This is a genomic window from Kushneria sinocarnis, assembly GCF_003633775.1.
In the GTDB taxonomy this organism is placed as follows: domain Bacteria; phylum Pseudomonadota; class Gammaproteobacteria; order Pseudomonadales; family Halomonadaceae; genus Kushneria; species Kushneria sinocarnis.
The window spans coordinates 46,737-70,437 of the sequence record NZ_RBIN01000008.1 but is presented as its reverse complement, the minus strand read 5'-3'; the positions used below and the strand labels follow the sequence as shown (position 1 = coordinate 70,437).

Annotated in this window: 20 protein-coding genes and 1 riboswitch; of the genes, 14 read left to right on the top strand and 6 right to left on the bottom strand. The window is 63.6% G+C overall.

What is annotated here, in order from left to right; translation table 11 throughout:
- The first annotated feature begins 135 nt into the window (after positions 1 to 135).
- Positions 136 to 876 (top strand): alpha/beta fold hydrolase, encoded by a 741-nt coding sequence (locus C7446_RS13590; RefSeq protein ID WP_170150093.1) that lies wholly within the window; start codon positions 136 to 138, stop codon positions 874 to 876.
- Between the two features lie 69 nt (positions 877 to 945).
- Here the strand turns inward: C7446_RS13590 and C7446_RS13585 are convergent, their stop codons facing one another.
- Together C7446_RS13585 and C7446_RS13580 are read right to left on the bottom strand one after the other, a co-directional pair.
- Positions 946 to 1,941: an LLM class flavin-dependent oxidoreductase gene (locus C7446_RS13585; protein ID WP_121173670.1), complete on the bottom strand. Its 996-nt coding sequence runs from the start codon at positions 1,939 to 1,941 to the stop codon at positions 946 to 948.
- 231 nt (positions 1,942 to 2,172) lie between these two features.
- On the bottom strand, positions 2,173 to 2,493 hold the full coding sequence (locus tag C7446_RS13580; protein ID WP_121173669.1) for a hypothetical protein: 321 nt from the start codon (positions 2,491 to 2,493) through the stop codon (positions 2,173 to 2,175).
- Positions 2,494 to 2,805: 312 nt separating this feature from the next.
- On the opposite strand from C7446_RS13580, the gene C7446_RS13575 reads away from it, so the two are divergent.
- The gene (locus C7446_RS13575) at positions 2,806 to 3,546 is read left to right on the top strand and encodes a potassium channel family protein (protein ID WP_342768382.1); all 741 of its coding nucleotides are present in this window, start codon (positions 2,806 to 2,808) and stop codon (positions 3,544 to 3,546) included.
- Between the two features lie 48 nt (positions 3,547 to 3,594).
- Positions 3,595 to 4,653, top strand: coding sequence for a tellurite resistance/C4-dicarboxylate transporter family protein (locus tag C7446_RS13570; protein WP_121173668.1), 1,059 nt, complete (start codon positions 3,595 to 3,597; stop codon positions 4,651 to 4,653).
- A gap of 111 nt (positions 4,654 to 4,764) precedes the next feature.
- Here C7446_RS13570 and C7446_RS13565 read toward each other — a convergent pair whose 3' ends face one another.
- Positions 4,765 to 5,022, bottom strand: a complete 258-nt coding sequence (locus tag C7446_RS13565; protein WP_121173667.1) for a type B 50S ribosomal protein L31 — start codon at positions 5,020 to 5,022, stop codon at positions 4,765 to 4,767.
- 268 nt (positions 5,023 to 5,290) lie between these two features.
- Between C7446_RS13565 and C7446_RS13560 the strand changes: the two genes are divergently transcribed.
- Positions 5,291 to 7,645: a mechanosensitive ion channel domain-containing protein gene (locus tag C7446_RS13560; RefSeq protein WP_245977851.1), complete on the top strand. Its 2,355-nt coding sequence runs from the start codon at positions 5,291 to 5,293 to the stop codon at positions 7,643 to 7,645.
- Here C7446_RS13560 and C7446_RS13555 read toward each other — a convergent pair.
- Positions 7,629 to 8,654: a LacI family DNA-binding transcriptional regulator gene (locus tag C7446_RS13555; protein ID WP_121173665.1), complete on the bottom strand. Its 1,026-nt coding sequence runs from the start codon at positions 8,652 to 8,654 to the stop codon at positions 7,629 to 7,631. The two genes, C7446_RS13560 and C7446_RS13555, sit on opposite strands and share 17 nt — an antisense overlap.
- A 423-nt stretch (positions 8,655 to 9,077) precedes the next feature.
- Here C7446_RS13555 and C7446_RS13550 point away from each other — a divergent pair, with 423 nt between their 5' ends.
- The 9 genes from C7446_RS13550 (at position 9,078) to C7446_RS13510 (ending at position 20,202) form a co-directional block, all read left to right on the top strand.
- Positions 9,078 to 10,394: an ABC transporter substrate-binding protein gene (locus C7446_RS13550; protein ID WP_121173664.1), complete on the top strand. Its 1,317-nt coding sequence runs from the start codon at positions 9,078 to 9,080 to the stop codon at positions 10,392 to 10,394.
- Positions 10,395 to 10,589: 195 nt separating this feature from the next.
- Positions 10,590 to 11,435, top strand: coding sequence for a carbohydrate ABC transporter permease (locus tag C7446_RS13545; protein ID WP_245977856.1), 846 nt, complete (start codon positions 10,590 to 10,592; stop codon positions 11,433 to 11,435).
- On the top strand, positions 11,432 to 12,253 hold the full coding sequence (locus tag C7446_RS13540) for a carbohydrate ABC transporter permease (protein ID WP_121173662.1): 822 nt from the start codon (positions 11,432 to 11,434) through the stop codon (positions 12,251 to 12,253). Before C7446_RS13545 ends, C7446_RS13540 begins: the two co-directional genes overlap by 4 nt.
- Positions 12,254 to 12,311: 58 nt before the next feature.
- Positions 12,312 to 13,469, top strand: a complete 1,158-nt coding sequence (locus C7446_RS13535; protein WP_121173661.1) for an ABC transporter ATP-binding protein — start codon at positions 12,312 to 12,314, stop codon at positions 13,467 to 13,469.
- Positions 13,470 to 13,546: 77 nt separating this feature from the next.
- Positions 13,547 to 15,022, top strand: a complete 1,476-nt coding sequence (locus tag C7446_RS13530; RefSeq protein WP_121173660.1) for a mannitol dehydrogenase family protein — start codon at positions 13,547 to 13,549, stop codon at positions 15,020 to 15,022.
- A gap of 27 nt (positions 15,023 to 15,049) precedes the next feature.
- Complete coding sequence (gene xylB / locus C7446_RS13525) at positions 15,050 to 16,552, top strand: xylulokinase (RefSeq protein WP_121173659.1); 1,503 nt, start codon at positions 15,050 to 15,052, stop codon at positions 16,550 to 16,552.
- Positions 16,553 to 16,683: 131 nt separating this feature from the next.
- Positions 16,684 to 17,652 (top strand): transaldolase, encoded by a 969-nt coding sequence (gene tal, locus C7446_RS13520; RefSeq protein ID WP_121173658.1) that lies wholly within the window; start codon positions 16,684 to 16,686, stop codon positions 17,650 to 17,652.
- Between the two features lie 142 nt (positions 17,653 to 17,794).
- Positions 17,795 to 18,475, top strand: coding sequence for a nucleoside/nucleotide kinase family protein (locus C7446_RS13515; RefSeq protein WP_121173657.1), 681 nt, complete (start codon positions 17,795 to 17,797; stop codon positions 18,473 to 18,475).
- A gap of 317 nt (positions 18,476 to 18,792) precedes the next feature.
- Positions 18,793 to 20,202 (top strand): sugar porter family MFS transporter, encoded by a 1,410-nt coding sequence (locus C7446_RS13510; RefSeq protein ID WP_121173656.1) that lies wholly within the window; start codon positions 18,793 to 18,795, stop codon positions 20,200 to 20,202.
- A gap of 86 nt (positions 20,203 to 20,288) precedes the next feature.
- Here C7446_RS13510 and C7446_RS13505 read toward each other — a convergent pair whose 3' ends face one another.
- Both C7446_RS13505 and C7446_RS13500 read right to left on the bottom strand, forming a co-directional pair.
- Positions 20,289 to 21,983, bottom strand: coding sequence for an NAD-dependent malic enzyme (locus C7446_RS13505; protein WP_121173655.1), 1,695 nt, complete (start codon positions 21,981 to 21,983; stop codon positions 20,289 to 20,291).
- Positions 21,984 to 22,101: 118 nt separating this feature from the next.
- Complete coding sequence (locus C7446_RS13500; protein WP_121173654.1) at positions 22,102 to 22,941, bottom strand: CvfB family protein; 840 nt, start codon at positions 22,939 to 22,941, stop codon at positions 22,102 to 22,104.
- Between the two features lie 85 nt (positions 22,942 to 23,026).
- Positions 23,027 to 23,107: riboswitch (Fluoride riboswitch) on the top strand.
- A gap of 100 nt (positions 23,108 to 23,207) precedes the next feature.
- On the opposite strand from C7446_RS13500, the gene crcB reads away from it, so the two are divergent.
- Complete coding sequence (crcB, locus tag C7446_RS13495) at positions 23,208 to 23,606, top strand: fluoride efflux transporter CrcB (protein ID WP_121173653.1); 399 nt, start codon at positions 23,208 to 23,210, stop codon at positions 23,604 to 23,606.
- The last annotated feature ends 95 nt before the right edge of the window (positions 23,607 to 23,701 follow it).

The window sequence follows — 23,701 nt, the reverse complement described above, 5'->3', positions numbered from 1 at the left end:
GAAAACCGCCGTCCCTGACGGCGGTTTTTTCGATGGGGCACGCTTGCCTTCAAGGGTCATCAAAAGTGGCGGTAGCGCTGACAATTCCGCCGTGATCACTACACTCCTGAAATGATACGAACATGGAATGAAACAATGCTGCCACTGATCGACGAAGGGCAGGGCGAACCGACCCTGCTGCTGATGCACTTCTTCGGCAATTCGCACCGCGACTGGGCCGAGGTCATGCCGCATCTGACCAGCCACTACCGCTGTATTGCCGTCGACATGCCGGGGTTCGGCGATGCCGGCCTGAACGAGGCTCTGGACAGCGTGGCGATGGCCGATCAGGTCGAGGAGACGGTGCGCGAACTGAGGCTGGAGCGCGTGGTGCTGGCAGGACACTCCTTTTCCGGCCGTACCGCCATGCTGCTGGCGGCTCGCCGGCCGGCGTGGCTGGAATCACTGGTGCTGGTGGCACCGGCGCCCCCCGGGCCGCAGCCGGTGAGTGACGAGGAGCGCCGGTTTCAGCTCGCGTTCGACTTCAGCCGCGAACAGGCCGAGGCCTTCATTCGCGGGGCAGTGGTCCAGCCGCTGTCGGAAGCCGGCTTCGAACACGCCGTGCATGACGCCATGCGCGCCTCGCGCGAGGGCTGGTACCGCTGGCCGCGCACCACTTATGCCGAGGATCATGCGGACACGGTCGGCAGGCTGAACTGTCCGGTCCGCGTGATCGTCGGTGATCGTGATCCCTCGCTGCCACCCGACGTCCAGCAGCGGCTGGTGATGCCGCATCTTGAGCAGGGCGAGCTGCGTGTCATCGAGCAGTGCGGGCACCTGCTGCCGCTGGAAATTCCCGAACGGCTGGCGCAGGAGATGCGCACTTTCATCGGGTGAGCCCGCCTGCCGCAAGCGCATGACAGCCGCCCGGCATCGGCCGGGCGGCTGGTGTGCCGTGGTCGTGTGCTAGCGCAGGCAGAGATTGGCCAGGATCTCGTAGCTGTGCAGCCGATCCTCGTGGTGATAGAAGTCGGAGTTGACCATCACCTCATCGGCACCGGTCAGCTCGAGGAAGCGCTCGAGTTCGGCGCGCACGGTTTCGGGGCCGCCCACGATGGAGGCACCGAGATTCTGCTGCACGGCGGCCTGCTCCCGGGCACTCCAGTCCATCTGCTCGACCGGTGGCGCCAGCTGTATCCGTTGGCCGCGGGCCAGCGCGAGGAACTTCTGCTGCTGGGTGGTGGCGTGATACTGCGCCAGTTCGTCACTGTCGGCCGCGACGATCGGGATGCCGGTAATCACATAGGGTCGATCGAGCACCGCCGAGGGCCGGAACTGATCGCGATAGAGGCGCAGCGCCTCGAGCATGTGACCGGGCGCGAACTGACCGGCAAAGGCGAACGGCAGCCCCATCTGCGCAGCCAGCTGGGCGCTGTAACCGCTGGAGCCGAGCAGCCAGATCGGCACATGGGTGCCCTCGCCGGGCCAGGCATGTACCTGCTGGTCGGGCTGACCGTCGCCGAGAAAGCGCTGCAGTTCGGCAACCTGCTGGGGGAAGTCGCTGACGCCGCTCATGGGGTCGCGCTTGAGAGCACGGACCGTCATGCCGTCGGTGCCCGGCGCGCGTCCCAGGCCCAGATCGATGCGATCGGGGTAGAGGGTAGCCAGCGTACCGAAGTGTTCGGCAACCACCAGAGGCGCATGGTTGGGCAGCATGATGCCGCCTGAACCGACGCGGATGGTCGAGGTGGCGCCGGCCACGTGACCGATCAGCAGAGACGTGGCGGCGCTGGCAATACCGGCGGCGTTGTGATGTTCGGCCAGCCAGAAGCGGGTATAGCTGAGGCCCTCGGTGTGCTGGGCGAGACTGACGGTATTGGCGAAGGTTTCGCTGATGCTGCCACCCTGGCGCACGGGCGCCAGATCGAGCACCGAGAGGCGAACATCGCTGAGTCGTGACATGGCAAGGCTCCATACGGTAGGCGGACGTGGCCGTGGCACGAGGTGATTCCGTGACGGTCATTAGCGTCCTCATTATCATGCAGGAGTTGAGGGCAGAAAGCCGCTTTTCAAGCCTGTCGGGCCCGATGAATCGACATGCGCCGATTCGACGGGCCATGCACTGAAGAAAGGGTGGCGGGGAGCGGGCTGACGTTACCCGGGGAATGAGCCGTCAGCGCGGAGAGGTGACGCCTAGCGGCGGGGTGCCCGGGTGTGCACGTGATACTCGCCTTCAAGGACCCGTCGGTCACCCTCCGGGGTGGTGTAGTGGCCTTCGTGCGTCTGCCCGAAGCGTTCGGCCTGGCGCTTCATGCGATGGCGCAGCAGCGGCATCATCGCCCAGCCGACCAGCAGAAAGCACAGGGCAAACACGGTACCCACGATCAGCAGCATGCCGAAGGCAAGCCAGGTGACGAGCAGCTTGAATCCGCCGGTATTGCGGGTGGAGCCCCGGGCACGGGTGCGAAGTTGTTCGGCCATGCGCCAGGCGGCGTTGTGGCGGGGATCTGCCATGTCGAATGCTCCGTAGTATTATGGCCTGGTCATTATGACATCAAATGACCCACCGGGTTCGGCAACCCCCGGCCTTTAAGCTAGAGTAGCGGTTTCGTGAAAGAATAGCGGTTTCGTGAAAGAGTAGCGGTTTCGTGGATCGGACGGTAACACCGTCCGGTAGTACCCGCCGAGTCGTCGCCGGAAGACATCATGTCCACACCACCCGAGCGTGTCACACCCTTTCAGCTGTTCCTCTTCATCCTGTCGCTGTATGTGCTGGGGGCGCTGGCTGCGGAAACCTTCTTTGCACTACCGGCGGAAGTGACGTGACTGCTGTACTACCTGGACGCCTTTGTCTGCATCTTCTTCTTCATCGATTTCTGTCTGCGCCTGGCCCGGGCACCCAGCCGCATGGCATACATGAAATGGGGCTGGATCGACCTGATTGCCAGTATTCCGGTGCTCTGGCACCTGCAGGCGGCGCGTATCTTCCGTGTGATCCTGATCTTCCGGCTGATCCGGGCGCTACGCTCGATCAATGGCGTGATGGGCGTGATGTTCCGCAATCGCGCCGAAGGAATGTTCTTCAGCGTGGCCTCGATGACCGTGCTGCTGGTGGTCTTCGGTGCCATTGCCATCCTGCTGGTGGAGGGCCCGGCGCCGCAAAGCCCCATCGAGACCGCTGGGGATGCCCTGTGGTGGGCCTTTGTCACCATCACCACGGTAGGCTACGGGGATTACTATCCCGTCACTACTGCCGGGCGCGTCATCGCGGTCTTTCTGATGATCGCCGGGGTGGGGCTGTTCGGCAGCTTCGCAGCCTATGTCAGCTCGCTCTACGTCAGCGAGGAGAGCGAGGACGACGACCGCCAGCATCGTGCCAGCCGCGAAATGATCCGGCATCTCAACCACCGCGTCGAGGAGCTGACCGAGGAGGTGCGTGGGCTCAGGTCAGAGCTGCACCACGCCTCGGTCAGCGAGCGAGGTCGCCACCACACAGCCGATACCGGCCCGTCCGAGGTGTTCCCGTCGGAGGCATCAAGGCAGCCCTCCTCCCCGCCCGGGGAGTGAGGCCTGAGGGGCCGTTGTCGGGCAGGGTCAGTCGACAGGGAGGTTCACTTGACCGATCAGGACTCCGGGCGTGATACGGGACGCTGGCTGCGCAAGATGTCGCCGGCCTGGTTCACGCTGGCGATGGCCACCGGGACGCTCTCCAACGCCTTCTGGCAGTTAGACATGAAAACCGCCTCGGGGCTCTTCCATGCGCTCAACGGGGGCATCTATCCGCTGCTGCTGGTGCTTCTGCTGGCCCGGGCGCTGTGTTTTCCGCGGGCGGTGTACCGTGATCTGCTCGACCCCCGCCAGGTCTTCACCTTCTTCACGCTGGTCGCGGCCAGCTGCGTATTCGGGGTCGAGATCAGCTATCGCGGCTGGATGGCAACGGCGACCCTGCTGCTGATCGTGGCCGGTGTGCTATGGCTGGTGCTGGGCTACGTCAGCTTCGGCGTGCTGGCCTTTCGCAACGACGAGCAGCAGGCCGATGTGACGCACGGTGGCTGGCTGTTGTGGATCGTGGCTACCCAGTCGATGGTGATTCTCGCTACCCGGCTGTTCCAGTTCGACCAGGGGAGCTCTTCGCTGGCAGCACTGCTGCTGTTCGGCGCCTGGGGATTCGGGGTGATGTGGTACGCCATCTTCATCACCATCTTCTTCAATCGGGTCAGCTTCCTGAAACTCAACGAGCGCGACATCAACCCCGTCTACTGGGTGGTGATGGGCTCGGCGGCCATCAGCGTCGAGGCCGGCGCCCAGCTGCTGCCGGCGCTGCCTCGGGCACCGATGTGGCAGAGCGCGGCCATGCTGCTCGAGGCGGCGGTGATGATCCTGTGGTGGTGGAGCAGCTGGCTGATTCCGGTACTGCTGATGCTCGATGGCTGGAAGCATCTGGTCAGGCGGGAGCCGCTGGATTTCAGGCCGACCGTCTGGGCGAGCGTGTTTCCGGTGGCGATGTATGCCCTGGCCACCGGACGGCTGGCCTCGACCGAGCACTTCGGACTGCTGCACGAGCTGGCCCTGGGCGTCGGTGCGCTGGCCTCGCTGGCGTGGCTGGTATCGGTCGTCGGGCTGCTGGTCTGGCTGCTGAAACGGCGGAGTAGGCAAAAGCGGTCGAGCGCCTGAAGATTGCCGGTGCGTGACACGAAAAAGCCGCAGACCGGGCGTCGGGGCAGTAACCCCGACGTCACGGCAGCGGCCGGTTCGACACCCTTCGCTCGACCTGTAGAGCGGTCTTCAGCTCTGGCGGCGACCGAAGTTGCCGAAGCGCCGACGGAACTGGGCAGCACGACCTTCGCTGCTGATCTGACGCTGCTGACCCGTATAGAACGGATGCGAGGCCGAAGAAATATCCAGCCGGACCAGCGGGAAGGTCTGGCCTTCACGTTCGATGGTCTCGTCGGTTTCGATGGTCGACGGAATCTGGAAATAGGTGTCCGCGTTGGTGTCGTGAAAGATCACCGTACGGTAGTTGGGATGAATGCCTGATTTCATGGCGTTTGGCTCCGCGGGCGTTGCGAAAATGACAAACCGGGTATTTCAAGGGTGCGAAATGATGCGACAAACGGCCTGATTTTTCAATCTCTACGTTGAATTCGTACCCTGCGCCGGCTGCTTCAGGCAGAATCGGTGCGCAGCAGGAGTCTTTTCGCGCGTTGACCTGTCGAAGGGGCCACCTGCTGGAACATGAAGTGCCTGCGCCCGGAGGGGGCAGCGAGCATGCCGGGTAATGAATGAATGCAATGCGGTGAGCGAACGGCAAATGAGAACGGCAATCGTGTGGACACGCTGGCTGGGGATGCTGCTGGTCATGCTGTGTCTGGTGTCCCCGCTGCAGGTCGAGGCGGCCGGGCTGCCCGGCATGAGCGGCGGCGGTTCGCAGGAGCAGCAGGGGCCCTCGCCGAAGGAGCTGCAGGCCTCGCTGGATCAGGTGATTGGCGTGCTGGAAAGCGAACAGCAGCGTTCGGCGCTGCTCGAGCAGCTCAGACAGTTGCGTCAGGCCAGCCGGGAAGCCGCCTCCGGCGAGGGGAAAGAGGCCGGCGGCGGTCTGCTGGGGGCGCTGGCCTCGAGCCTGGAGTCCGGCAAGGGGCAGGACAACGGCAAGGCCCTGCTGACGACCTGGCGTGACCGGGCGGCAGCGGCCTGGCAGGATCTGCGCGCCGACTTCAGCAGTGGCCGGCAGTGGTGGTCGGGGCTGCGGGATTTCGCGCTGACGCTGCTGGCCTGGGCCGGCATGGCCACGCTGTTCTACTTCCTGCTGCGCCGGGTGCTGCATCACTACGGGCTGCGGCTGACGCTGACCGATCAGCCCACGGCCCTGACCATGCTGCGCTACTGTCTGCGCCGCGTCGTGCCCTGGGGCGGGGCATTCGGGCTGACGCTGGCGGTTACTTCCTGGCTCGAGAGCTCGCCCGGCATGCTGCTGGCGCTGACGCTGGGCTATGCCACCGTCTGCGGCATGATCTTTGCCTCGGTCTGTGAAGTGGTGTTTGCCATGTTCACCTGGGGGCACCGCCGGGTGGCGCTGCGGATCCTGCGGCGTCAGGCGGGCTGGCCGCTGTTTGCCATCGGCGCGCTGGGGGCGCTGGGTGATGCCACCAACTCGGCGATCATTACCCGTGCGCTGGGGGATGACCTGGCCGGCTTTCTCTCCGAGTTCATCGGACTGTGCGCCATTCTGATTGCCGGCGCCTTCATCATTCGCTTCAAGCGGCCGGTGCGCCATCTGATCCGCAATCGCCCCTATCGCCTGCGCCGGGATCAGAGTCTGGTCAGTGAGCTGCTGCTGGTGCTCGGCAACATCTGGCACATTCCGGCGCTGCTGGTGGTGGGCGCGTCGCTGATTGCCGTGGTCAGCTACAGCGGCGACATTCGCAGCGATTTTGCCCGTGCGATCCTGACGGCCGGGCTGCTGGTGGTCATGCTGATCGTTGGCGGGCTGCTCTATCGCAGTTCGCAGCGCGCTCCCGAACGGCGGCGTACCCGCTACGGCAAGCGGCTGATCCGCTTCGGCTATGCGCTGGCGCACCTGGCCAGCTGGATCGTGTTTGCCGAGCTGGCGGCACGCATCTGGGGCGGTTCGCTGCTCAATGCCAGCAGCGGTCAGCTGGGCGAACGGATCATCCTCTCCCTGATCAGTGTCGGGGTGACCCTGCTGGTGGCGTGGCTGGTCTGGATCATTGCCGACACCGCCATCCACCGCGCCATGACCTCGACCTCACGCTCCCAGCGCGGCCGGGCCCGGCGGGCCCGGGCGGAGACCATCACGCCGCTGCTGCGCAACATCGTCTTTGCCACCATCGTGGTGATCGCCACCATCGTGGCGCTGGCCAATCTGGGCGTGAATGTCACGCCGCTGCTCGCCGGTGCCGGGGTGATCGGTCTGGCGGTGGGCTTTGGTGCCCAGACGCTGGTGCAGGATCTGATTACCGGCATCTTCATCCTGGTCGAGGATACCTTGGCGATCGATGATTTCGTCGATGTGGGGGGCAATGTCGGTACCGTGGAGAAGCTCAGTCTGCGCACGGTGCGGTTGCGTGATCTCGACGGCATCGTCCATGCGGTGCCGTTCAGCCAGATCAAGGCGGTCCAGAACTACTCCCGGGAGTTCGGCTATGCGCTGTTCCGTATCCGGGTGCCGCATGCGATGCCGATCGATGACGCCATCGGCATGATCCAGGCGGTAGCCGATGAGATGCGCGAGGATGCGCTGTTCCGCTTCAAGATCTGGTCGGCGCTGGAGCTGCAGGGGATCGAGAGCTTCGATCAGGGCGCGGCCATCGTGCGGGCGCGTTTCCGCACGGCACCGGTGATGCAGTGGGACGTGGCACGCGAGTTCAACCTGCGTCTCAAGCGGCGCATGGATGCCGCGGGCGTTGATCTGGCCATGCCGCGCATGAGCGTGACGCTGGAGAATGCCGAAGCCCTGCGTCCGGCGAGGTCCGAAGCGGAGGCGTCGTCGCAGCCGTCGGCACGTCCGCGCTATCGGTTGCGCGCCGGCGCCACGCTGAGCAGTGAAGAGCTCGAGCGTGCCGGGATCGAGGAGCGCCACGGACGCGCCACCGATGCCCCTGGTGACAGCGGGGCAGGCGATGCCCCGGTCACTCCGCACCCCTAGCCGGGGCGTGCGTTTCGGGCACCTTCAGGGTGCTGCGCACCACCACCCGTGAGCCGCCCGCCTGGGGCATCTCCAGCGCCTGGCGGGCGAGCGCCACGGTGCGATAGGCGATTTCGTCGATGTCATGACGCAGGCAGGGGATCGGCAGGCCGAAGATATCGGCGTGCTGAACCTCGTCGATGCTGAACAGCAGGATGTCCTGCAGCGGTCGCAGACCGGCTTCGACACAGGCCCGGATGATGCCCAGCGTGATCTGGTTGTTGAGGCCGATCACGCCGCTCGGCGGCGGGCCCTCTCCGAGCCGTGCGCGCATCCGGTGATAGGCCAGCTCCATGTTGAAGTCGGCGTAACGCACATCCAGCGGGATCTCTCCCAGTGCTTCGCGAATGCCCGAGGTCCGGCCGATCGAGACCCGGGAGCCGGGCAGGCCGGAAATGGCCAGCACACTCTCCGGCTGCTGCCGGGCCATCCATGCCCCCGCCTTGTAACCGCAGTCGAGATTATCGATGTAGACCCCGGCATAGGGCGCGGTGTCGATCTCCCGGTCTACCAGAATCAGTGGGATGTTCGCTTCTGCAAGCGCCTGACGCCACTTCGGCTGGTAGTTGGAGTTGGAGGAAATGACCGAGACGATGACCGCTGATACCCCCATCTGAATCATGCGCTCGATGGCGGTCATCTCCTGAGCCTCCGACTCGTAGGAGTCGAACATGACCACCTCGAAGCCGTGCTGCTGGCCGATCATGGTGATGGCACGGGTAAGACCGCTGAAGAAGGGGTTGCTCATATTGGGGTTGACCACGCCCAGCGTCACTCGCTGTGATGCGCCGCCATGCTTCTTGTGGTGACGCGAGGGTCGATAGCCCAGCTGATCCGCGAGTCTCAGCACGTGTTCGAGGGTGTCGGGATGCACTCGTTCGGGCGCCGAAAAGGCACGCGATACCGTGATGCGACTGACTCCGGCGGCGCTGGCGACATCTTCAAGCCGGGCGCGGGATCGTGTGGACATGATGCTCGAGGCTGCCTCTCGTACAAAACCGGAACGATACGCCGTCGCCCGGAAGAGCGAAATGATACCGTGCTGAGCAAATGTGTCATTGGTGTATCATTGCCGTATCAGTTTAGTGGATGCAGCGAGACCCGGGCAGGGCTGCCGGGCATCTCTTTGGTCGCCTGGACTTAAGTTCAAAGGCATGTAGTATCACTTTCAATATGGTGTAACTCGCTGAGTCTGCGACGGTTTGAAGGGGCCTTGCGTGTAGGAGTCCGTTGCGGCGCCGTGCCATGAACGGAAATGATACGAAATGATAAAAGAATCCCGTCCCCACGCAGCGCAACATTCAACAGGGACCCATTGGCGCGCGCTGGAGCGCGGCGTTCGATGAACAGGAAAAGGGCGCTTGCGCGCCGGCTCAATCAGGAGAAACGGATCATGAGATGGGGAGCTGTCATCATCGGTGCCGGGGTAGCGGGGCTGGGGCTGGCCACCAGTGCCGGCGCGGCCACCACCATTACCGTGGCCACCGTCAACAATCCCGACATGGTGACCATGCAGAAGATGACGGATGAGTTCACGAAGGCTCATCCGGATGTCAAGGTCAACTACGTCACCCTGCCGGAGAACGAGCTACGGCAAAAGATTACCACCGATATTGCCAGCGGTGGCGGTCAGTATGACGTGATTACGGTCAGCAACTACGAGACACCGATCTGGGCGAAGAACGGCTGGCTCAAGCCGATGGACAACCTGCCTGACGATTACCAGGTCGATGATCTGCTGCCGACGGTGCGGCAGGGGCTCTCGTATGACGGCACGCTCTATGCGCTGCCGTTCTATGCCGAATCCTCTATGACCTACTACCGCAAGGATCTGTTCAAAAAGGCCGGCATCGAAATGCCTGACCGGCCGACCTGGGACCAGATGAAGGCGTTTGCCCAGAAGCTCCATGATCCCTCCAACGGTGTTTATGGCATCTGTCTGCGCGGTCTGCCGGGCTGGGGTCAGAACATGGCCTTCTTCGACACCATGGTGAACAGCTATGGCGGACGCTGGTTCGATATGGAATGGAAGCCGCAGCTGACCTCCGAGGCATGGCACAAGGCGGCCAGCGATTACAAGATGCTGATGAACAAGTATGGCCCGCCCGGGGTGACCTCCAACGGGTTCACCGAATCCGAGACGCTATTCGCCAATGGGCAGTGTGGCATGTGGGTGGATTCCACGGTGGCTGCCGGTTATGTCTCCGACCCTGACAACTCGAAGGTGGCTGACAGCGTGGGCTTTGCCCAGGCGCCCTATCAGACCACCAAAAATGGCGCCAACTGGCTCTATTCGTGGGCACTGGCCGTGCCGAAGTCAGCGCCGCACAGCGATGCAGCACAGGCCTTCGTCGACTGGGCAACCTCGAAGCAGTATATCCAGAGCGTTGCCGAGAAGAAGGATTGGCTGGCAGTGCCGCCGGGAACGCGTCAGTCCACCTATGACAGTGAGGGCTACCAGCAGGCCGCGCCTTTCTCGTCACTGGTGCGGACGGCCATCAGCAGTGCCGATCCCGAGAATCCCACGGCGGACCCGGTGCCCTATACCGGCATCCAGTTCATCAGCATTCCGCAGTTCCAGGCCATCGGGACCCGGGTAGGCCAGATCATGGCGGGTGTGCTGGCCGGGCAGACCAGTGTCGATCAGGGCCTGAACCAGGCGCAGCAGTTTACTGCGCGGCTGATGAAGCAGTCCGGCTACGACAAGTAAGCAGCAAGCGTGCGTGGCGCGCGGGGGAGCCCGCGCGCCGGTGAGTGATGACCGGATGCGGCCCATGCCCATCCGGCTTCGTGCAAAAGAGGCCTCGTCATGACGAGCGAAGTGACGGCAAAGGGCACCGGAACGGCTGGGAGCGCGTCAGGACAGGGCGCGAGTCGCCGGCGCCGGGCACCGGTCAAGCGGTTGATGGCGCCGGCAGTGATCTTCCTGCTGGTGTGGATGATCGTGCCACTGGGCATGACCATCTACTACTCATTCCAGAACTACAATCTGATGATGCCGATGATGCGAGGCTTCGCCGGCATCGGCAATTACGCCATCCTGTTGACCGATGCCACCTTCTGGGATGCGCTGGGCAATACCCTGGTACTGGTGGTGGCCTGCCTGGCCGTCACGGTGGGGCTGGGGCTGCTGCTGGCGCTGTTGTTCAATGCGACCTTCATCGGCCGCGGCGTGGCGCGCACTCTGGCGATTTCGCCGTTTTTCGTGATGCCGGTGGTGACCGGACTGATCTGGAAGAACATGCTCTTTCATCCGGTCTACGGGCTGATCTCCTGGGCCATGCGCTCGCTGGGGCTGGAGCCGATCGACTGGCTGGCGCACCACCCCATGCTGTCGATCATCATCATGATCTCCTGGGAGTGGACGCCTTTTGCGCTGCTGATCCTGCTGACCGGGCTGCAGTCCCTGCCGGAGGATCAGATCGAGGCGGTCCGCCTTGACGGCGCCAACCGGTGGCAGGAGTTCCGCCATATCGTGATTCCCCACCTGGGGCAGGTGCTCTATGTGGTGGTGATGCTGGAGAGCATCTTCTTCCTGACCTCGTTTGCCGAGATCTACGCCACCACCAGCGGCGGGCCGGGCACGGCGACTACCAACCTGCCGTACTACATCTATCTCAATGCCTTCTTCCAGTACGACATCGGCCTGTCGTCGGCAGCCGCCATCGGGGCGGTGATCCTGGCCAACATCTTCGCCATCTTCCTGATCCGCTTCGTGGCCGGCAATCTCAACGCAGGGAGTGCACGATGAACGCGCAACGCTCCAATATCGGACTGGCGGTGGTCGGCTGGCTGGTCGCGCTGATCATGTTCTTTCCCATCCTGTGGATGGTGCTGACGGCCTTCAAGACCGAGCAGACGGCCTTCAGCACGACGCCCGAGTTCCTCTTCTCGCCGACCCTGGAGAGCTTTCGCACGGCGCTGGCGCAGGGAGCCGGCTACTGGCACTACGCCTTCAACTCGTTCTTCACCGCCATGGTCTCGACCCTGCTGGGACTGGCGCTGGCCGTGCCGGCCGCCTTTGCGATGGCGTTCTACCCCTCGAAGCGCACCGATTTTACCCTGGTCTGGATGGTCTCGACCAAGTTCATCCCGGCCGTGGGGGTGCTGATTCCAATCTTCCTGATCTACAAGAGTCTGGGACTGATCGACAACGACTGGGGCCTGATCATGCTGTTCACCGCCATGAACCTGCCGATCATGGTGTGGATGGTGTACTCCTACTTTCGCGACGTGCCGAAGGACATCGTCGAGGCCGCCGACATCGATGGCGCCAGCACCATGCAGACCATGTTCCGGGTCATCCTGCCGCTGGCACTGCCGGGGCTGGCCTCCACCGGGCTGCTGGCGCTGATCCTGGCATGGAACGAGTCGTTCTGGAGTCTGACCATGACCGACCACAACGCGGCGACGCTGGCGGTGTTCATCGCCTCGTTCAAGAGTGCCGAGGGCCTGTTCTGGGCCAAGATGTCGGCCGCTTCGGTACTGACCGTGACACCGATCGTCGTGCTGGGCTGGTTTGCCCAGCGTCAGATGGTACGGGGCCTGACCTTCGGCGCCGTCAAATAGCCACTCGTCGTCCCTGCGGGCAGTGCGCGAAGGGGCGGCAGGACAGGAGAGCTCTCTCATGGCAGTCGTGGAACTGAAAAACGTGGTCAAGCGCTACGGTGGCGGTCTGACGGGCAAGGCGGCCCGGAGCGAGGAAGCCCCGGCAGTGGATGATTTCAACCTCGTGACCGAGGATGGCGAGTTCGTGGTGCTGGTCGGCCCCTCCGGCTGCGGCAAGTCCACCACCATGCGCATGATCGCCGGGCTGGAAGACAATACCGAAGGCGAAATCCGCATCGGCGGGCGTGATGTTAGCGATGTCGCGGCCCGCGATCGGGACATCGCGATGGTCTTTCAGAGCTACGCGCTCTATCCGCACATGTCGGTATTCGAGAACATGGCCTTCTCGCTGCGGCTGAAGAAGGCGCCGAAGAGTGAAATCGACCAGCGGGTCAATGAGGCCGCTTCGATTCTCGACATCACCCATCTGCTGGACCGCAAGCCGCGCGCGCTCTCCGGCGGGCAGCGCCAGCGGGTGGCGCTGGGGCGGGCAATCGTGCGTCAGCCGCAGGTCTTTCTGATGGATGAGCCGCTCTCCAACCTGGATGCCAAGCTGCGCGTCGACATGCGCGCCGAGATCGTCAAGCTGCACCGCAAGCTGGGGGTGACCACCTTCTACGTCACCCACGATCAGACCGAGGCGATGACCATGGGGCAGCGCATCGTGGTCATGCGCGACGGGCGTATCCAGCAGATCGACACGCCCAATGCCCTCTATGCCCGGCCGGCCAACATGTTCGTGGCGGGGTTCATCGGCACGCCGTCGATGAACTTCATGAAGATGCGGGTCGGCGACGATACCCGTTCGCTCAAGGGGGAGACGGCCCGTTTCCGCGCCGGTGATGCCTTTACCGGTGACCTGCTCGACTCCCATCGCGGTCAGGAGGTCTGGGTCGGTATCCGCCCCGAGCACCTGCAGCATCACGAAGGCGATGCTGGCGCACTCGAAAACGGTCTTTCCGGCACCGTCGATGTGGTCGAGCCGCTGGGATCGGTCACCATGGTACAGCTCGAGATCGACGGGCATCGCATTACTGCCCAGCTGGAAGGGGATACCCGGGCCCGTTCGGGCGATACGATTACGCTGACCTGTGAGTCTGCCAGGCTGCATCTGTTCGATGTGGTATCCGAGCAGGCGCTGGCACGGCAGCCGGTCGAGTCGGCAGCAACCGCCTGACCCCCGGGGCAGCCCGAAGTGCTGTCCCGTGCGGTGCTGCAAGGTACGATCCATTCAATCTTTCGGGAGCAGGACACATGAAGTCGCTCAACGCAGCCACGCTGGCGGAGCTCGAAGGCGTCGCGACCCCGCAGTACAACCGCGGTGATGCCGAAATCGGTATTGTTCACTTCGGCGTGGGTGGATTTCATCGTGCCCATCAGGCGATGTACCTCGATGCCCTGATGAACGAGGGCAAGGCACTGGAATGGGGCATCTGCGGGGTCGGGGTGCTGCCCGCGGACAAGCGCATGAAGGAGATCATGGATGCCCAGAACGGGCTCTACACCCTGGTGCTCAAGCACGCCGACGGCCAGTACGAGCCGCGGGTGATCGGTTCGATTCTGGACTATCTGTATGCCCCCGAAGATCCCGAGGCAGTGATCGAGCAGATGGCGGCCGGGAGTACGAAGATCGTCTCGCTGACGATTACCGAAGGGGGCTACAACTTCCACCACGTGACCGGCGAGTTCAATTTCGAACACCCCGATGTGCAGCATGACCTCGAGGTGGGGGCAACCCCGAAGACCACCTTCGGGCTGGTTACCGAGGCGCTCAGGCGCCGGCTCGAACGGGGCATGGCGCCGTTCACGATCATGTCCTGCGACAATATCCAGGGCAACGGTGACGTGGCGCGCAAGATGTTTTCCGCCTATGCCGAGCGCAAGGCGCCCGAGGTCGGCCGCTGGATGAACGAGACGATCCACTTTCCCAACTCGATGGTGGATCGCATCACGCCGGTGACCACCGATGACGACCGCCGCGAGGTGGCCGAGCGCTTCGGCATCGACGATGGCTGGCCGGTGGTCTGCGAGCCCTTTACCCAGTGGGTGCTGGAGGACCACTTCAACCAGGGCCGCCCGCCCTACGAGGAGGTCGGCGTGCAGGTGGTCGACGATGTCATGCCCTATGAGCTGATGAAGCTGCGTCTGCTCAATGCCAGCCACCAGGCCCTGACCTATTTCGGCTATCTCGCCGGCTATCGCTATGCCCACGAGGTCTGTCAGGACGAGCTGTTTGCCAATTTCCTGCTCGACTACATGAACGAGGAGGCGACACCGACCCTGTCACCGGTGCCCGGGGTAGACCTGGATGAGTACAAGTACACCCTGATCGAGCGATTCGCTAACCCCGAGATCCGCGATACCCTGGCGCGGCTCTGTGCGGAGAGCTCGGACCGGATTCCCAAATGGCTGCTGCCGGTGATTCGCGAGCAGCTCGAGCGTGATGGCGAGATCAGGCGCTCGGCGGCGGTGGTCGCCAGCTGGGCACGCTATGCCGAGGGGGTGGATGAACAGGGCGAACCGATCGAGATCGTCGATCGACTGAAGGACGAGCTGCACGCCATCGCGCAGCACAATCGCGACAATCCAACGGCCTTCATCGAGAATCGCGAGCTGTTCGGTGATCTGGTCGATGAGCCGCGCTTTGTCGAGGCCTACAGCGAAGCGCTGTCGCATCTGCATCGCGAGGGCGCGCAGGCCACCGTCGAGGCGCTGCGTCAGGCCGACTGACGACGATCACGATAACGGGAGAGTTTCATGTATATCGGCGTGGACTGCGGTACCCAGAGTACCAAGGTGGTGGTCTTCGATCCCGAGCGTCGTGCCCTCATCGGCGAGGCGTCCAGCGCCCACGAGCTGATCAGTGCCGCCAGTGGCCGGCGCGAACAGCAGCCGGCATGGTGGATCGAGGCCTTTGAAACGGCCTTTCACCAGGCCATCGAGCGGGCCGGCATCAGCGCCGGCGAGGTGCGCGCCATCGGGGTATCCGGCCAGCAGCACGGCATGGTGGCGCTGGATGAGCAGGGCGAGCCGGTCTATCCCGGCAAGCTCTGGAATGATACCGAGGCCTCGCACGAAAACGAGATGCTGATCGAGGCGCTGGGCGGTGAGCAGGGCTGTCTCGATCGACTGGGAATCATCCCCCAGGCGGGGTATACCGCGCCCAAGATCGCCTGGCTGAGAGAGCATCATCGCGAGGCCTATGACCGCATTGCCACCCTGCTGCTGCCGCACGATTATCTCAACTTTCATCTGACCGGTGAGCGGACCGCCGAGTATGGCGATGCGTCCGGCACGGCATATTTCGATACCCGCAGGCGTGAATGGGCGCCCGATGTGCTGGCGAAGGTGGCCCCCGAGCTGGATGCCGGGCAGGTACTGCCGCGCCTGGTCGAGCCCGATCAGCCGGCCGGTCGGGTCCGCCGCGAGGTAGCCGAGCGGCTGGGGCTGGGCGAGCACGTGGTGGTCTCCTCGGGCGGCGGCGACAACATGATGGGCGCGATCGGTACCGGCAACATCACGCCCGGAGCCGTGACCATGAGCCTGGGCACCTCGGGCACCATCTATGGCTGCTCGACTCAGCCGACGGTGTCGCGCAATGGTCTGGTCGCCAATTTCTGCGGCAGTCACGGTGGCTGGCTGCCGCTGATCTGCACCATGAACGTGACCTCGGCGACCAATCAGATCCGTGAGCTGACCGGCCATGATGTCAACGCCTTCAATGCGGCGGTCGAGCGCGCGCCGATCGGTGCCGAGGGCGTGCGTGTCATGCCGTTCTTCAACGGCGAGCGGGTGCCCATGCTGCCGCAGGCCACCGGCAGCTTCCTGAATCTGTCGAGTCACAACTTCTCCGGCGACAACCTCTGCCGGGCGGTCATGGAAGGGGCCACCTTCGGGCTGCGCTACGGGCTTGATCTGCTGGCCGAGTTCGATATTCGGCCGAAGCAGCTGCGACTGGTCGGTGGGGGGGCCAACAGTCGGGTCTGGCGCCAGATGGTCGCGGACGTGATGAATGTCGAGCTGGTCTGTCCGGTAGTGGGCGAGGCCGCGGCGCTGGGCGCGGCTCTGCAGGCCCAGTGGTGCGAGCGGCGTCAGCAGGGGGAAACGATAGAATTGCACGAACTGTGCGAGCAGGCGGTTGATATTGACGAATCCACCCTCACAATACCGGATGAGGAGAGCGCTGGCCGCTATCGCGAAGTGTATCGTGACTATCTCAAGACGCTCAGGGAGCGCTATCCTCAGGGTATGGCCGTGTAGTTCTGCTACAATATCCGGTGCATCCGGGGGCACGGCCGCCGCCGGCCCCGCGATGGTCGGTGCCGGACGAACAGTTTCCGCGGTGCGGGTACTTCGGGTACCCGGCCGCTGACATCGAATCAGGAGGCGATATGGCAACGCAGCTGGAATCCCTGAAGGAACTCTCCAAGGTCGTGGCCGACACCGGTGACCTGGAGGCGATCAAGAAGTATCAGCCCTATGATTCCACTACCAATCCGTCGCTGCTGCTCAAGGCCTTCGATCTCGAGGGTTATCAGGAGCTGATCGACAAGACGCTCGCCGAGGTCAAGAAGGAGACCGAAGGTCAGGACCGCGAAACGCGGCTCGAGCATGCGGTTGATCGGCTGTCGGTCGTGGTCGGTACCGAAATCACCAAACTGGTGCCCGGCCGGGTCTCCACCGAGGTGGCCGCAAAGCTCTCCTTCGATCAGCAGGCCAGCATGGACAAGGCACGCAAGCTGATCGATCTCTACGAGAAGGCCGGTGTCAGCCGTGATCGAATCCTGATCAAGCTGGCGTCGACCTGGGAAGGCATCCGGGCCGCTGAAGTGCTGCAGAAGGAAGGTATCAACTGCAACCTGACACTTCTGTTCAGCGACGCTCAGGCGCGTGCCTGCTTCGAGGCCGGCGTATTCCTGATCTCGCCATTCGTGGGCCGTGTCACCGACTGGTACAAGCAGCGCGACGGTGTGGAAAACTATGCACCGGACGATGATCCGGGTGTGAAGTTCGTGCGTAGCGTGGCGGATTACTCCAACCGCTACGGCTACGACACCGTGGTGATGGGCGCCAGCTTCCGCAATACCGATCAGATCAAGGCGCTGGCCGGTCTCAACCGTCTTACCATCTCGCCGAACCTGCTCGAGGAGCTGGCCAACAGCGAAGGGACGGTCGAGCGCAAGCTGACCGACAACGCTTCCGATGGTGGCGGCGAACAGCGCCCCGCGAAGATGACCGAAACGGAGTTTCGCTGGGGGCACAACCAGGATCCCATGGCCAACGACAAGCTGGCCGAGGGTATCCGCAAGTTTGCCGAAGACCAGGAAAAACTCGAAGGTCTCATCGAGAAGCGGCTGTAATCACCGCGGTGATACCTCAGACGCTGAAAAACCGGCCCCCAGGGGCCGGTTTTTTAATGTCGGTATTTCATGCTGCGACAGTGGTGTCATGATGGGCCGGTGCTGTTCGCAATGAACTTCAGGACGAGCAAGGGAGCGGCTAATGGCCTCGGAAAACGTGCCCGATGATGGCGCACTGATCGATGACGCAGTGGTGCAGGCAGCCGGCGCCATGCTCGATGGCGGGCGGCGCCGGCTGCTGGGCATTGTCGGCGCCCCCGGTTCGGGCAAGTCGACACTGGCCGAGGGACTGGTGGCACGACTGGCGGGTCGGGCGCAGAGCGTGCCGATGGACGGCTTTCATCTCTCCAATCGTCAGCTGGCCCGGCTGGGACGCAGCGAGCGCAAGGGTGCCCCGGATACCTTTGATGCGCATGGTTATCGGGCGCTGCTGGCGCGACTGCGTCAATCGGACGAGACTGATGCCACGATCTACGCGCCTGGTTTCTACCGCGAACTCGAGGAGTCGATCGCCGCCAGCATTGCCGTCCCCGCCGAAGTGCCGCTGGTGATTACCGAGGGCAATTATCTGCTGCTGGAGGAGGGCGCCTGGTCGCGGGTGCGTGAGCTGCTCGACGAGGTCTGGTTTCTGGAGGTGGAGAGCACGCTGCGCGAGCAGTGGCTGGTGAATCGGCACGTGCACTTCGGCCGCAGCGAAGAGGAGGCCCGGGCCTGGGTAGCAGCCACCGATCGCCCCAATGCCGAACGGGTCGAGGCGGTGGCGCATCGCGCCGATCGCCGGCTGCGCTGGAGCGACACGGGGATTGCCCTTGCCGAGGCGTAGCCGCCGGGTCGAGAGTGAATGGCCGCCCGGATCGTGCTGTCGCTTCGCGGTAAAGTCGGCAGGCGCCGCATTCTACCCTGGTCGCATGGCGCTTTGCTGCAGTCAAAGTGACCACATGGCGTGCCGGGGGCGTGTGTCGCCGGCTCGCGAGCCGTTGCGGTAGCCTGCGGCCCATCATGGAGGGCGGCCGATGCTCGGCAAATGATGGTATCGAACTGGCAGAAACCGGGGTCGGTTCACTAGGCTGATAGTCTGCTTATTCATTCAAAACTATTGTCAGCTGAAAGCTGAAACGATTCAGCAAGCGGGAGCAACTCATGAATCAGTCATCTGCCTCGGCCGTTCAGCGAGGCCCCGGCGGTCGGACACTGGTGATCCTGGTCTCCGTCATTGCGGCTCTGGGCGGACTACTGTTCGGCTATGATACCGGCATCATCGGTGTGGCCCTGCTCGGGCTGTCGAAACAGTTCGCCCTTGATGACACTCTCAAGCAGGTGGTGACCAGTGCCATCATTCTCGGTGCGCTGGTGGGGTGTCTGTGTACCGGTCCGCTGTCGGATCGGCTGGGACGTCGCTGGTCGATCGTGCTGGTCGGGCTGGTATTCAGCATCGGCTCGGTGCTCTCGGCGCTGGCGCCGAGTGTCGGCGTGCTGATCGCCGCCCGCTTCATGCTGGGGCTGTCGGCCGGCAGTGCCACGCAGATCATTCCGGTCTATATCGCCGAGGTCACGCCGCCGGCGCATCGCGGCAAGCTGGTGGTGATGTTCCAGTTCATGGTGGTGTTCGGCATTCTGACGGCCTATCTGGTGGGCTACAGCCTGGGCGACCAGTGGCGCTGGATGTTCGGGCTCGGGGTGATTCCGGCCGTGATCCTGATGCTGGGCATGCTGCTGCTGCCGGAGAGCCCCCGCTGGCTGCTCGGCCACGGCCGGGAGGAGCAGGCGCTGGGCATCCTCGAACGGGTGCGCGGCAGCCGCGAGAGTGCGCGCCAGGAAATCGACGAGATCAAGGAGGTTGCCGCCCGTCCGGAAGGAAGCTGGCGCGATCTGTTCAGCAGCTGGATCCGGCCGGCGCTGATCGCCGGTTTCGGTATCGCCATGTTTTCGCAGATTACCGGCAACAACGCCATCATCTACTATGCACCGACCATCCTCAGCAATGCCGGGTTCGACGAGAGTGCCTCGGTGCTGGCGGCAGTGGGGGGCGCCGTGATGATCAATCTGGCGACCATCTTCGGCATCCTCATGGTCGATCGCATCGGCCGCAAGCGCTTTCTGCTGTGGATGGTGCCCGGCTCGGCCGTGGCACTGGTCGTCATGGGCATACTGTTCATGGGCGGTGCACCGGAGTCCGGCCCGGCCCAGTGGATACTGGTGGCCTGCCTGGCCATCTACATGGCGCTCAACTGCAGTTTCGGCGTCTGCCTGTGGCTGATCAATGCCGAGGTCTATCCGCTGTTCGTGCGCGGCAAGGGCGCCAGTGTCGGGGCCTTCAGCCACTGGATCTTCAACCTGCTGGTCAGTCTGAGCACGCTGTCGCTGATCAACGCCCTGGGCACTTCCGGTACCTTCTGGCTATATGCCGCGATTACTGCGCTGGCCGTGGTTTTTATCGTGCGTTACATCCCCGAGACGAAAGGGCGCACGCTGGAGCAGATCGAGGCGGATCTCAAGGCGGGGACCTTCTATCCCAAGGATCGCGGCCGGGGGCGTGTCGGGGCGCAGTAGCGCACTCCACAGCGCCTGCCATGCCGCAGTGATCAGTACCTTAATCGGCGCCCCTTGGGGCGCCGATGGTCCGATCGGACAGGGGATCAGTAGGAGGCGCGACGATAGTGGCGATAGCGGGGTAGCCAGAAATTGGTCTCGATCGCCTGAGTGATATCGTCGTCGCTGCTCTGCAGGGCAACGCCGTCTTCCTGGGCACGTTTGGCCACGGCAAAGGCAATGGTACGGCTGACGCTTTGGATGTCGGAGAGCGGCGGCAGTACCGCGCCATAGCCGTCAATGGCGACCGGTGAGCAGTCGGACAGGGCCCGGGCAGCGGCTGTCAGCATGCCATCGGTGATGCGTGAAGCGTTGACCGCGATGGCCCCCAGCCCTACGCCGGGAAAGATATAGGCGTTGTTGCACTGGGCGATGGGAATGCGACGATCGTTGACGGTTACCGGCTGAAAGGGACTGCCGGTAGACACCAGCGCCTCGCCGTTGGTCCACTCCAGAATTTCCTTGGGCGTTGCTTCCACGCGGGAAGTGGGGTTGGAGAGAGGCATCACCAGCGGGGCACTGCAGTGCTGATGCATGGTGGTGATGACTTCCTCGGTGAACAGCCCGCGCTGGCCGGATACCCCGATCAGGATGGTGGGTCTGGCATTGCGGACCACGTCGATCAGTGCCAGATCGCCTTCGTCGTCGGTATCCCAGTCGGCGAGGTCCTCGCGCTTTTGGACCAGCCGGCGCTGGAAATTGACCAGGTTGGTCATGTCGTCGGTGAGCAGGCCGTAGCGGTCGATCATGTAGATGCGACGGCGCGCCTCGGCTTCTTCCAGCCCCTCTTCCTGCATCGCCTCGACGATCTGTTCGGCAATGCCGCAGCCCGCGGAGCCGGCGCCGACAAAGGTGATGGTCTGCTCGGAGAGCTTCTCGTTCTTGGCCTTGCAGGCCGCCAGCAGGGTGCCCAGCGAGACCGCGGCGGTGCCCTGGATGTCATCGTTGAAGCAGCAGACCTCGTCGCGGTAGCGCTCCAGCAGCGGCATGGCATTGGCCTGGGCGAAATCCTCGAACTGGATGATGGCGTTCGGCCAGCGCCGACGGATGCCCTGGATGCACTGATCGACAAAGTCGTAGTACTCGTCGCCGGTAATGCGCTCGTGCCGCCAGCCCATGTACATCGGATCATCGAGCAGATCGGGGTTGTTGGTGCCGACATCGATTACCACCGGCAGGGTATAGGCCGGGCTGATGCCGCCGCAGGCGGTATAGAGCGAGAGCTTGCCGATGGGAATGCCCATGCCGCCGATGCCCTGGTCGCCGAGCCCGAGAATGCGCTCGCCATCGGTGATGACAATCACCTTGACGTTATCCTTGGTGGCGCTGTGCAGGATGTCGTTGATGTGATCGCGGTGCGGATAGGAGATGAAGAGCCCGCGGTGGGAACGATAGATCTGTGAAAAGGACTGGCACGCCTCGCCGACCGTCGGGGTGTAGATGATCGGCAGCATCTCCTCGAGATGCTCTTCCAGCACGCGGAAGAACAGGGTCTCGTTGCTGTCCTGGATCGAGCGCAGATAGATGTGGCGATCGAGATCGGTGGTCTGCAGCCTGTACTGCTGATAGACGCGCTCGGCCTGCTCCTCGATGGTTTCGATGTTCTGCGGCAGCAGCCCCACCAGATTGAAGGCCACCCGTTCCTCGAGCGTAAAGGCGCTGTCCTTGTTGAGCAGCGGCGTTTCGAGCAGCGTGGGGCCGGAATGAACGATGTAGAGCGGGCGGGATGAGGTCTGCGACATGGGACGACTCACGGCATGGTAAATTGAGGCTCACGATTTCGAGTATAACGCAACGGAACGTTACGGGAGATGGCGGTGGCGGTCCAGAGGCCATATCCCATGGTCGGCAGCCCCGGACTCAGCGACGCAGTTCGATGTGGTCGGGCAGGATGGTGATCAGCTGGCGCTTGTAGAGGCCGCCAATGGTCTTCTTGAAGGTGGCCTTGCTGACACCGAAGGACTGCTGGATCAGCGCCGGTGAACTGCGGTCGCTGATCGCCAGGGTGCCGCCATTCTCTTCCAGCCGGCTCAGGATGCGCTCGCCCAGGGCATCGGCAATCTGCTCGCGGGGCGGGGTGAGCCCGAGATCGATCCGACCGTCATCGCGCACGCGCCGGATATAGCCCTGCACACGCATGCCGGTACGCAGCGGGTCGTGGACCTCGGAGTGATGCAGCAGGCCGGTATGCGTATTGTCGACGATGGTATTGAACCCCAGGTCGGTGGGGCCGGTGATCAGCAGTTCGACCGGCTGACCGTTGCGATAGCGGGGCGGTACCAGATCAAGATGACGATTGAGCCGCATGGTGGCGGTAATCCGGTGGGTGCGCTCATCCAGATAGGCATGGACCAGCCGGTAATCGCCCGGGGCAGGGTTGCCGCGCACTTCCGAGTGCGGCAGCAGCAGATCCTTGGGCAGCCCCCAGTCGAGGAACAGCCCCACCGGGGTGCGCTCGATGATCCTGAGCGAGGCGAATTCGTCTACCTGAATGGCCGGCTGCCGGGTGGTGGCGATCGGCCGGTCCTCGCTGTCCAGATAGATGAAGACGGTCAGCATGCTGCCCGTGCGGCAGTCATCCTCACTCGGCATGTCGCGGCGCGGAAGGAGGATTTCACCGAAGCGGTCGCCGTCGAGGTAGAGTCCGAAGGAGACCCGCCTGACGATCCTCAGCGTATTGAAGCGACCCATCTGCAGCATGACCGGGCTCTCCTGGTTGAATCGGCCCGTCATTCTACAGCATTCCGGGGCATGACTTGTGCCCGCAGCGCAAGTGTGGCAAAAGAAGGCTCCCGGAGATGGCATGCCTCCCGAGTGTGCTGGCACTCGAACCATCACCTGCGTGATTGATGATGCCTGCAGAGCACGGTCGAAGTGCGTCTGCAGGCAGGACCCTCCTACCTGTTCAGGGTGCGTGCTTCGACGAACGATTCACCGGTTTCGCTACCGTCGGAGGAAGACTCTTCATGTGGTTATCCATGCTTGCCATTGGTGCCGGCGCCGCCGTGGGGGCCAACCTGCGCTGGCTGCTGGGGCTCGGGTTGAATGCGCTGTTTCCGGCCATTCCGCCGGGGACCCTGGCGGCCAACCTGCTCGGGGCCTGGCTGATCGGGCTCGCCATTGCACTGTTTGCCGCGCTGCCGGAGCTCCCGCCACAGTGGCGCATGTTCGTCGTGACCGGCTTTCTGGGCGCGCTGACGACCTTTTCCACCTTTTCCGCCGAGATGTTCTCCAACCTGCAGGCCGGCCGTTACGGCATGGCGCTGGCAGGCATCGGCATTCACGTGGCGGGCTCACTGCTCATGACCGGCGTGGGCATGGCCACCTTCAATGTCCTGCGCCAGCTCGGGGGCGCCTTCAGATGACAGGGCGCCCCGAACGGGAGGTCATGGCGGGATGTGTGGCGGGGTGGCTGCAATAAAACTGACACATTGACTTGCTAGCTTTTGTGCAGCCGGAA